Genomic DNA, 9105 nt, shown 5'->3' with positions numbered 1-9105 from the left:
CGGATGCCGGGAAGAAAGTCTCGCGACCGCTCGGAGTAACGTGATTGGCCATCGTTGGCTTCCAGTCCCGCAATCGCCATTGATCGCGCGTACAGGACAATTAGGAACCTGGACTGAATTTTCCCTTAAGGTTCGGCGGCTCGATATCGGCGCAACCCAGCCATGCGCCCCCTTTGCGTTTGCGACTCACTGGCAGAAGCCTTTCGTCGCGGCCTCGCTTCAACCCGGGGCTGGCTCACAAACTCGTCGGTTGCGCTCCCCGCAAAAGTTTGAGCATGGAGATACCGTCAGCGGCAACGCTGCCGTGTCCCGAGTTTTCTCGGCAACCAAGAAACCAGGGGGAGTTTTCAATGCTCAAATTCTACTTCAACGGATCGCCCAACCCGACCAAGGTCGCGCTCTTTCTCGAAGAAGCCGGCATCGCGTATCAGCCCGTCGCCGTCGACACCCGTGCCGGCGACCAGTTCAAGCCGGAATATCTCGCGGTCAATCCGAACGCCAAGGTGCCCGCGATCGACGATGACGGCGTCAAGGTGTTCGACTCCAACGCCATCCTGCTCTACCTCGCGGAAAAGACCGGCAAGTTCCTGCCGCCGGCCAGCCCGGCCAACCGCGCCGAACTGCTGTCCTGGCTGATGTTCGTCGCCACCGGCGTCGGGCCGTATAGCGGCCAGGCCGTCCACTTCAGGCACTTTTCGCCGGAGAAGATCGACTACGCCCATAATCGCTACCAGTTCGAGGCGCAGCGGCATTTCGGCATCCTCAACGATCATCTCGCCAAGCGCCGCTATATGGTCGGCGACACCTACACCATCGTCGACATGGACGTGTGGGGCTGGGCCCGCATGATCCCCTTCATCATGGGCGAGGATGCCTTTGCGAAATACCCCAACGTCAAGCGGTTGGTCGACGAGATCTCGGCGCGGCCGGCGGCGGCCAAAGCGATCGCGCTGAAGGACAATTTCAAGTTCAAGGCGGAAATGGACGACGAGGCGCGCGGCAACATGTTCAAGCACCTCGCGGTGAAGGCGGCCTGATCGCGGCAGCTGGAGGCGTTGGTGAAGCTTTATCAACGTCGTCCCGGCGAACGCCGGGACCCATACCGCGTGATCTATCGATTCAACGAAGCTGTTTGACGACCAGTCGTAACCGCGTGCGCCTGTGGCTATGGGTCCCGGCGTTCGCCGGGACGACGAGGATGGAGTATCATCAAAACGGCGCCCTCGCGGGCGCCGTTTTCGCTTCAATCGTCGAGTGCGGCAATGGCTTCGATCTCGAGCAGCCAGCCCGGCCGCGCCAGGCGGCTGACCACCACCAGCGTGCTCGCCGGCGGTTTTTCCTTGTTGACGTAGCGGTCGCGGATCGCCCGCATTTTTGGCACCTCGTCCTGGCTGACTTCCGCGACCAGATAGATGTTCATCTTGACGATATCGGCCATGGTGCCGCCGGCCGCCTCGACCGCAATCCTGACGTTGGCGAACACCTGCTCGGCCTGGGCCTCGAATTTGCCCTCGCCGACCAGCTTGCCGGATGCGTCGCTCGACACCTGGCCCGCCAGATAGATCAGCGTGCCCTTGTTGACCTTCGCCACATGCGAATACCCGACCGGCGGCGGCAGCGTCGCCGGGCTGAAAAATTCCTTGCTCATGCCATTTCCTCCCATGCATCAGCCTGTCAGCTTACGCTCTTCCGGGAAAGCTCCAAGAACGCGCTCGACCAGCGTGGAGTCGCAATATTCCTTGATCTGCCTGATCCTGCCGTTCTCGATGCGCCAGACCATACAATACTGATTGTCGTAGCGCAGGCCGGCCTTGGTGACGTTGTCGCCGCGCGCTTCGACCACGACGTAGTCGCCTTCTGCGATGAAATTGAAGGCGACGGTCCGCGGCCGCACCGCGAAGAACGAGCGGAAATGACCCATCAGCCCGTTCTGGATCGCATCCCGCCCCCTGAATTCATGCGACCAGGAATATTGCCCGGTGACGATCCAGCATGCATCGTCGGCGAGGTTGTCGGCAAAGGTCGTGCCACTGCGGCTGGCGGAGTCTTCATAAACCTGCTGCACGAGTTTCTTGTTGGCTGCGGTATTCATATCGGCTTCTCCATTGGCTGCCCCAATGATGACGCGCCTCGCATCATTCTTCCAATCGATAGTAAGTATGATATATATTCACTCCATGAATTTGAATTCGCTCGACCTCAATCTGCTGGTGGCGCTCGAGGCGCTGCTGAGGGAAGCCAGCGTCAGCCGCGCCGCGATGCGGATCGGGCTGTCGCAGCCGGCGACGAGCCATGCCCTGCAGCGGCTGCGCGACCTGATCGGCGATCCCTTGCTGGTGCGAACCGGCGCGCGCATGGAGCTGACGCCGCGGGCGCAGGCTCTGCGCGGACCGCTGGCGCAGGCGCTCGACCAGATCCGCGGGCTGTTCGTTTCGGATGATTTCGATGCCGCCAGCAGCGAACGGCATTTTCGCCTGATGATGCCGGACCTCGCGGTCGAACTCCTGATGCCGCCGCTGATGGCGAAGGTCACCAGGGCGGCGCCGAACGTGACCATCGACGTGGTGCCGTGGCGGGGACCGGCGATCTTCCCGGCGGAATTCGCGCGCACCATCGACCTCGTGATCTCGATCGGCGACGCGTTCAAGGGATTTCACCGCCAGCGCCTTTATACCGACAGCGACGCGCTGGCGGTGCGGCGCGGCCATCCGGCTGGCGCAAAACTGAAGCAGCGCGACGTGTTCCTGGAGGCTCGGCATGTCGCCGTCGTGATCCGCGGCGCGCGCGAGGACCTGATAGACGGCTGGCTTCGCAGCAAGGGAATAGAACGGCGGATCGCGCTTGTCGTGCCCGGCTATATCGAGGCGCTGCATGTCACGGCGCGGACCGACCTCGTCGCCTTCGTGCCACGCCGGCTGATCGGCGCGCTGGCGAAACAATTGTCGCTGGTGACGGTCACCCCGCCGCTCGATCCCGGGATCGACGAGCAGTTTTTGTTCTATCCCACGCGTGCCCGGATGGATCCGGGATCGATCTGGCTGCGCAACATCCTGCTCGGCATCGGGCGGGAGATGGAGCGGGAGAAGCGGCGGGCTGCGTAACACCCCCCGCTGTCATCCCGGCATCCGCGCCGGGACCCATAAGCCGCGGCGGTTGTGGTTAAAACTGGTCCACGAACGGCTTGTTTAAATCGATAGATCACGCAGTATGGGTCCCGGCGTGCGCCGAGCCGACGAGTATTGCGTTCAAGCCTTCTCTTCCGCCAGCACCTTCTGCACCGCCGGCCGCGCGGACATCCGCTTGTAGTGATCGGCGACTTTCGGAAACTGCGCGATATCGACGCTGTCACCTTCGAGCCATGACGCGAGCGTGAACAGATAGGGATCGCAGATGGTGTACTGCTCGCCCATCACCCACGGACCCTTCACCATGTCGCGCTCGATCAGGGCAAAACAGGCGGCCATGGTCTGCGGCACCTTGCGCTTCATATCGGCAAAGGAAGATTCTTCCGTGGCCCAGCGCGGGCCGCGCATCTTGTGGGCATGATTGATGTGCACGGTCGAACACAGATAGCTGTTGAACGACTGCGCCTGCGCGAAGGCAAAAGCGTCTGATGGCGCCAGCTTCGCCTGGGGAAAGCTCTGGGCAATGTACGCCAGCATCGCCGGCGTCTCGGTCAGGACACCATGGTCCGTCACCAGCGCCGGCACCCGCCCCTTCGGATTGATCTCGAGATATTCAGCGCTGTTCTGCTGGTTGTTCTTCATATCGAGCCGCTCGGTGGTGTAGGTGGCGCCGGCCTCCTCCAGGGCGATATAGGAAGCGCGCGCGCAGGTGCCGGGGCCGTAATAGAGCTTGAACATGTCGATCCTCATGTGAAGGCCCGACGTTAGCGGCACACCGTGCGATGGTCCACCCCGCCGGCAATCTTTCGCAGTTGCCCCCTTCCGCCCGCCATGTCATGACGCCCCGGTAACGGGGGCGTATCATGACCGTACTCATCGCCGGCGGCGGCATCGGTGGGCTGACGCTGGCGCTCAGCCTGCACCAGATCGGCATTGCCGCCAAAGTGTTCGAGAGCGTGCCGGCGCTGAAACCGCTCGGCGTCGGCATCAACGTGCTGCCGCATGCGGTGCGCGAGCTGATCGAACTCGGGCTGCTCGAGCAGCTCGATGCATCCGGCGTCCGCACCAGGGAACTGGCGTTTTTTTCCAAGCACGGCAAGCCGATCTGGAGCGAACCGCGCGGCATCGAGGCCGGCTACAAATGGCCGCAATTCTCGATCCATCGCGGCACGCTGCAGCAGATCCTGCTCGACGCTGCGACCGAACGGCTGGGCGCAGAAAACATCCTGACCAGCCACCACCTTGCGGGCTGGACCGAGACCCCGAATGGGGTCCGCGCCGATTTCATCGACAAGGCCACCGGCCAGCCGGCGGGCAGCTACGACGGCACCGTCCTGATCGCGGCCGACGGCATTCACTCCGCCATCCGCGAAAAGCTCTATCCGCAGGAAGGTCCTCCGATCTGGAACGGGCGCATCCTGTGGCGCGGCGTCACCGCGTCGAACGCGTTCCTGTCCGGCCGCACCATGATCATGGCCGGCCATGAAATCCTGAAATTCGTCTGCTATCCGATCTCGAAGCAACCCGACGCATCGGGCAGATTCCAGATCAACTGGGTGGCGGAGCGGCATATGCCGCCGACCTACCAGTGGCGGCGGGAGGATTACAACCGCAGCGCCCGGCTCGAAGATTTTCTGCCGTGGTTCGAGGACTGGAAGTTCGACTGGCTCGACGTGCCCGGGTTGATCCGCAATTGCACGCACGCCTACGAATATCCGCTGGTCGACCGCGATCCCATCCCGCGATGGACCTTCGGCCTCACCACCCTGATCGGCGACGCCGCGCATCCGATGTACCCGATCGGCTCCAACGGCGCCTCGCAGGCCATCCTCGACGCCCGCGTCCTCACCCGCGAAATTCTGGCGCATGGCCCGACCAACGCGGCGCTTGTGGCCTATGAGGCCGAGCGCCGGCCCGCCACCACCGATCTCGTCCTGCTCAACCGGCGCAACGGCCCGGAACAGGTGATGCAGATCGTCGAGGAACGCGCGCCCGACGGCTACAAGGTCGTCACTGACGTGCTGTCGCTGCAGGAACTGGAAGACATCGCCGCCAACTACAAGCGCGTCGCCGGCTTCCAGGTCGAAGGCCTCAACGCCAAGCCGCCGATCGTGCAGATTGCGGCAGCGACGCGGGCCGGCTAGTGACTATGTGAGATTGGTCAAGTCGCTTGTCGCCCATGCTTCGAGACGCTCGCGTCGCTCGCTCCTCAGCATGAGGTTGTTGTGTTTCAACAAGTTGAACCTCATCCTGAGGAGCGGCGTATTCGCCGCGTCTCGAAGGATGGGCTGCAAAACCGGTTTACGATTCCGGGTACTAGACTCCGATAGCGGTCACGTCGCGGCGCTCACGCAGAATCGCCCTCGCCGTCTCGACCAGCCGCGCGCTTGATGTCGCGGTGGCGAGCGCGCTGCCATCGGCCGCCATCAGCCTGCCCGCGACGAAAGCGACGGTGTTGCCGAGCTGGGTGACATCGGCCTCGCCGAAGATCGGTCCCGGTTTTGCCGGCGCCAGGAAGTTGACCGTCATGGTGATGGTGGCGGTGTAGAGCCTGCCCTCGGTCATGACGAACACCGCCGGACCCATGGTGTCATCCAGCATGGCGGAGAGGATTCCGCCCTGGATGAACCCGGCCGGATTGCAGAATTCAGCCTTGCCGTCGAAGCCGATCCGGACCCAGCCCTGCTCCGGCCGGGCATCGAGCAGCCGCCATCCCAACAGTGTCGAGGATGGTGGCGCGGTGAAATGGTCGAGCGCGGTTGCGATCATGGGAGCCTCCTGTTGGCTCCATCCTGGCGCAGACCTGCTGCCAGCGTGATGTCAGCATGCGTATTCACCGGTTGGCTCGGCTGCGGGGGAATGCAATATGCGCCGTCCGCGACCGACCGAATTCCAGAGACGACCGCAAGAGTGACTTCATGACCAGCCTTCCCGATCCGCGTCGGCGCGGAAAATTGCCCGCACGCTATGCGGCGATCGTGCTGCCGCTTGTCCTGTCGTTGCTGATGACGTTCGTCATTTCAGGGGTTTCGACGCTGATGAGCCTCGGGCCAACCTCCGCTTTCGTGTCGACATGGCCGGCCGCGTGGGCATTGTCGTGGATCGTCGCGTTTCCGACCCTGGTCGTACTGCTTCCGCTGGTGCGGCGGCTGGTGGCGTTCGTGGTCGAAGCGCCACCGCAAAAGTAATCATTTACCCAGCCCATGCGCGATCACCTTGCGCATGACGTTGGGCAGCGCTTCGTCGCCGAGCGTCGCAACCGGCACCCAGCGCATGCCTTCCGGCGCGCGCGCGCGTGCCGGCAGTTCGGCGGTGTAGACCGCCAGTTCCAGCGGGAAATGCGTGAACACGTGCGTCACGACGCCGGCCTTGCGATGCCAGCGCGCGACAGCCTTCAGCGCGGGCGCCTGCTTCAATGCGGTCTTGTCGTCATGCGCGGCGAGCCAGTCCGAACCCGGCACTTCGGTCATGCCGCCGAGCAGGCCTTTTTCGGGGCGGCTGCGCACCAAAAGCTGATCGCCGCGGGTGACGACGAAGGCCGCGCCTCGGCGCAACGCCCCTGTTTTCTTCGGCGCCTTGCGCGGATAGACCTCCTGCTCGCCGCGCGCCCGCGCCACACACTCGTCGTTGAGCGGACACAGCGCGCAGGCCGGCTTCTTCGGCGTGCAGATCGAGGAACCCAGATCCATCAGCGCCTGCGCGCTGTCGCCGGCGCGAGACTGCTCGTCGCCGGCGCCGAGCAGCGTCGCCGCCAATTGCCGGATCAGCGGTTTGGCCTGCGGCAGCGGTTGTTCCACCGCGAACAGCCGCGACACCACGCGCTCGATATTGCCGTCCACCGGCATGGTGCGGCGGCCGAAGGCGATCGCCGCAATCGCCGCGGCGGTATAAGGCCCGATCCCCGGCAGCGCTCGCAAGCCCTCCTCGGTATCGGGAAACGCGCCGCCGTGATCGCACAGCACGGCGACGGCGCAGGCGTGCAGATTGCGGGCGCGGGAATAATAGCCGAGCCCGGCCCACAGCCGCAGCACATCGTCGAGCGAGGCGCGGCCCAGCGCCTCGACCCCGGGCCAGCGCGCCAGAAACTTCTCGAAATACGGCCCGACGGTTTTGACGCCGGTCTGCTGCAGCATGATTTCCGACAGCCACACCCGGTACGGATCGGCCCGCTCCCCGGCCAGCGGCCGCCACGGCAGCCTGCGGCGATGCCGGTCATACCAGGCCAGCAGCAGCGCGGGGCGGCCGGCTGAAGCAACTCCACGTGGTCGTGTCTTGGCGGGTGCCGGAGAATTCATGAAACCAATGTAGTTGCGGAGCGCCAATCTCTCCACGTCATGCCCGCGCTCGTCGCGGGCATCCACGTCTTTCTTTACGCGTTGATCCGAGACGTGGATGGCCGGGTCAAGCCCGGCCATGACGATCCGGGCGGTTCCCGCTCCATTGCCGCGTGCTATAAGGTCCCCCATGGCACGCTTCTCAAGACCCGGTCCGATCAGCGCCAGGCCGTTGTCCGTCCTGCTCGGCGACGTGTTTTCCGACGCCTATGCCAGGCAAGGGTTCGCCGCGCGCGAGCTGGTGACGCGCTGGGGGGAAATCGCCGGGCCCGAATTCGCCGCGCATTCGCAACCCCTCAAAATCCAGTGGCCGCGGCCGGTGGAGGGGCAGCCGCAGGAGCCGGCCACCCTGGTGCTGCGGGTCGAGGGTCCGATGGCGCTGGAGATCCAGCACGCCTCCGACGTCATCCTGCAGCGGGTCAACCGCTTCTTCGGCTGGAGCGCGGTCGGCCGGCTGGCGCTGCGGCAGGCGCCGCTGTCGCGGCGGGAACGGCCGGCGGCTTCCCGTGCCCCTGATCCCAAAGAGGTCGCGAAGGTCGCCGAAACCCTTGATGCGGTCGAAGACGAGGAATTGCGGGCGGCGCTGGCGCGGCTCGGCGCATCGATCAAGCGAAATTGAGGCTCTTGCGGGGGCCCGGAGTGGCGGCCCGCCATTGCCACAATTACCGTTTCAAGCTAGCCAACGGTTCCTTATGTCGTCGGGCGTGAACGCGCCAATCCGGGAGCAAACCCTTGATCATCACGCGCCGCGCCTTCACCGCCGCCCTGTCACTGGCCGGGCTTGGCCTGCTTGCCGGGTTCTCTCCGCTGCGCCTGATCGACGGCGCGATGGCGCAGAGCGCATCCGACGTCGCCAAGCCGGGGTCGCTGCCGGACATGGCGCTCGGGCTCGCCACCGCGCCGGTGACCGTTACCGAATACGCCTCGATGACCTGCGGGCACTGCGCGCACTTCAACGAAAACGTGTTTCCGAAGATCAAGTCGGAATACATCGACAGCGGCAAGATCCGTTGGGTGTTCCGCGAATTCCCGCTCGACATCAAGGCCGCGGCGGGCTCGATGCTGGCGCGCTGCATCGCCAAGGAGGATGCCGGCAAATATTTCGCCGTCATCGACATGTTGTTCAAGCAGCAGAACGACTGGGTGTCGAAGAACACCACCGAGACGCTGACGCGGATCGGCAAGCAGGCCGGCCTCAGCCAGCAGGCGGTCGAGGAGTGCCTGAAGGATCAGGCCCTGCTCGACAAGATCGCCGCCGACCAGAAGTTCGCCAGCGAGGTGCTGAAGGTCAATTCGACGCCGACCTTTTTCATCAATGGCGAGATGGTCAAGGGCGCGACCTCGTTCGAGGAGTTCGACAAGAAGATCAAGGCGCTGCTGAAGAGCTGATTCCAAAGCTGTCGTCCCGGCCTTGAGCCGGGACCCATACCGCGTGATCTCTCGTTTTTGCGATGTGGTGGCAACCTTTTTCACGATTGGCGCCCGGGATTATGGGTCCCGGCGTTCCAGGCTGTGTGAGAAGTCGCGGTTTTTTTGGATTAGGACACGGCGGCGTTTACGGAGGGCACAAGAATCTTCGTCAGGCGGTAGAGGGCTCCAGCGCTTCCAGCAGCGCCGGTACTCCGAGGATGCTGATCACCCGTTTG

The 9105-nt window shown here is 64.1% G+C and carries 11 protein-coding genes; 6 read left to right on the top strand and 5 right to left on the bottom strand.

The features are described 5' to 3' along the window. Positions 1–350: 350 nt before the first annotated feature. Positions 351–1037, top strand: coding sequence for a glutathione S-transferase family protein (locus Q7U29_RS10330; protein ID WP_304741040.1), 687 nt, complete (start codon positions 351–353; stop codon positions 1035–1037). Positions 1038–1243: 206 nt separating this feature from the next. Here the strand turns inward: Q7U29_RS10330 and Q7U29_RS10325 are convergent, their stop codons facing one another. Continuing rightward, on the bottom strand, positions 1244–1648 hold the full coding sequence (locus tag Q7U29_RS10325; protein WP_304741038.1) for a RidA family protein: 405 nt from the start codon (positions 1646–1648) through the stop codon (positions 1244–1246). An 18-nt stretch (positions 1649–1666) separates the two neighbouring features. Then, positions 1667–2092 carry a nuclear transport factor 2 family protein gene (locus tag Q7U29_RS10320; protein WP_304741035.1) on the bottom strand — a complete coding sequence of 142 codons (426 nt, stop codon included), beginning with the start codon at positions 2090–2092 and terminating at the stop codon, positions 1667–1669. Between the two features lie 85 nt (positions 2093–2177). Between Q7U29_RS10320 and Q7U29_RS10315 the strand changes: the two genes are divergently transcribed. Beyond that, positions 2178–3101 carry a LysR family transcriptional regulator gene (locus Q7U29_RS10315; RefSeq protein ID WP_304741032.1) on the top strand — a complete coding sequence of 308 codons (924 nt, stop codon included), beginning with the start codon at positions 2178–2180 and terminating at the stop codon, positions 3099–3101. Positions 3102–3245: 144 nt separating this feature from the next. Here Q7U29_RS10315 and Q7U29_RS10310 read toward each other — a convergent pair whose 3' ends face one another. Then, positions 3246–3863: a glutathione S-transferase family protein gene (locus Q7U29_RS10310; RefSeq protein ID WP_304741043.1), complete on the bottom strand. Its 618-nt coding sequence runs from the start codon at positions 3861–3863 to the stop codon at positions 3246–3248. A 125-nt stretch (positions 3864–3988) separates the two neighbouring features. On the opposite strand from Q7U29_RS10310, the gene Q7U29_RS10305 reads away from it, so the two are divergent. Continuing rightward, entirely contained in the window at positions 3989–5269 is a 1281-nt protein-coding gene (locus Q7U29_RS10305; protein WP_304741030.1) for a flavin-dependent oxidoreductase, read from the top strand. Positions 5270–5441: 172 nt separating this feature from the next. On the opposite strand, the gene Q7U29_RS10300 is transcribed toward Q7U29_RS10305, so the two are convergent. After that, on the bottom strand, positions 5442–5894 hold the full coding sequence (locus tag Q7U29_RS10300) for a PaaI family thioesterase (RefSeq protein WP_304741027.1): 453 nt from the start codon (positions 5892–5894) through the stop codon (positions 5442–5444). Between the two features lie 149 nt (positions 5895–6043). On the opposite strand from Q7U29_RS10300, the gene Q7U29_RS10295 reads away from it, so the two are divergent. Continuing rightward, entirely contained in the window at positions 6044–6313 is a 270-nt protein-coding gene (locus tag Q7U29_RS10295; protein WP_304741025.1) for a DUF2798 domain-containing protein, read from the top strand. Here the strand turns inward: Q7U29_RS10295 and mutY are convergent, their stop codons facing one another. Next, positions 6314–7420, bottom strand: a complete 1107-nt coding sequence (gene mutY / locus Q7U29_RS10290; protein WP_304741042.1) for an A/G-specific adenine glycosylase — start codon at positions 7418–7420, stop codon at positions 6314–6316. Positions 7421–7589: 169 nt separating this feature from the next. Here mutY and Q7U29_RS10285 point away from each other — a divergent pair, with 169 nt between their 5' ends. Beyond that, positions 7590–8078: a DUF721 domain-containing protein gene (locus tag Q7U29_RS10285; RefSeq protein WP_304741023.1), complete on the top strand. Its 489-nt coding sequence runs from the start codon at positions 7590–7592 to the stop codon at positions 8076–8078. A gap of 113 nt (positions 8079–8191) precedes the next feature. Then, on the top strand, positions 8192–8848 hold the full coding sequence (locus Q7U29_RS10280) for a DsbA family protein (protein ID WP_304741020.1): 657 nt from the start codon (positions 8192–8194) through the stop codon (positions 8846–8848). The last annotated feature ends 257 nt before the right edge of the window (positions 8849–9105 follow it).

Origin of the sequence: Bradyrhizobium sp. (assembly GCF_030654605.1) — a bacterium.
Classification (GTDB): Bacteria; Pseudomonadota; Alphaproteobacteria; order Rhizobiales; family Xanthobacteraceae; genus Bradyrhizobium.
This window is presented reverse-complemented; position numbering and strand designations above follow the sequence as displayed.

Excerpts from the sequence above, each read along its gene's own strand:
- Q7U29_RS10330 (WP_304741040.1), top strand. The coding sequence starts at position 351 with ATGCTCAAATTCTACTTCAACGGATCGCCCAACCCGACCAAGGTCGCG.
- Q7U29_RS10325 (WP_304741038.1), bottom strand. The coding sequence starts at position 1,648 with ATGAGCAAGGAATTTTTCAGCCCGGCGACGCTGCCGCCGCCGGTCGGG.
- Q7U29_RS10295 (WP_304741025.1), top strand. The coding sequence starts at position 6,044 with ATGACCAGCCTTCCCGATCCGCGTCGGCGCGGAAAATTGCCCGCACGC.
- Q7U29_RS10320 (WP_304741035.1), bottom strand. The coding sequence starts at position 2,092 with ATGAATACCGCAGCCAACAAGAAACTCGTGCAGCAGGTTTATGAAGAC.
- Q7U29_RS10310 (WP_304741043.1), bottom strand. The coding sequence starts at position 3,863 with ATGTTCAAGCTCTATTACGGCCCCGGCACCTGCGCGCGCGCTTCCTAT.
- Q7U29_RS10285 (WP_304741023.1), top strand. The coding sequence starts at position 7,590 with ATGGCACGCTTCTCAAGACCCGGTCCGATCAGCGCCAGGCCGTTGTCC.
- mutY (WP_304741042.1), bottom strand. The coding sequence starts at position 7,420 with ATGAATTCTCCGGCACCCGCCAAGACACGACCACGTGGAGTTGCTTCA.
- Q7U29_RS10300 (WP_304741027.1), bottom strand. The coding sequence starts at position 5,894 with ATGATCGCAACCGCGCTCGACCATTTCACCGCGCCACCATCCTCGACA.
- Q7U29_RS10315 (WP_304741032.1), top strand. The coding sequence starts at position 2,178 with ATGAATTTGAATTCGCTCGACCTCAATCTGCTGGTGGCGCTCGAGGCG.
- Q7U29_RS10305 (WP_304741030.1), top strand. The coding sequence starts at position 3,989 with ATGACCGTACTCATCGCCGGCGGCGGCATCGGTGGGCTGACGCTGGCG.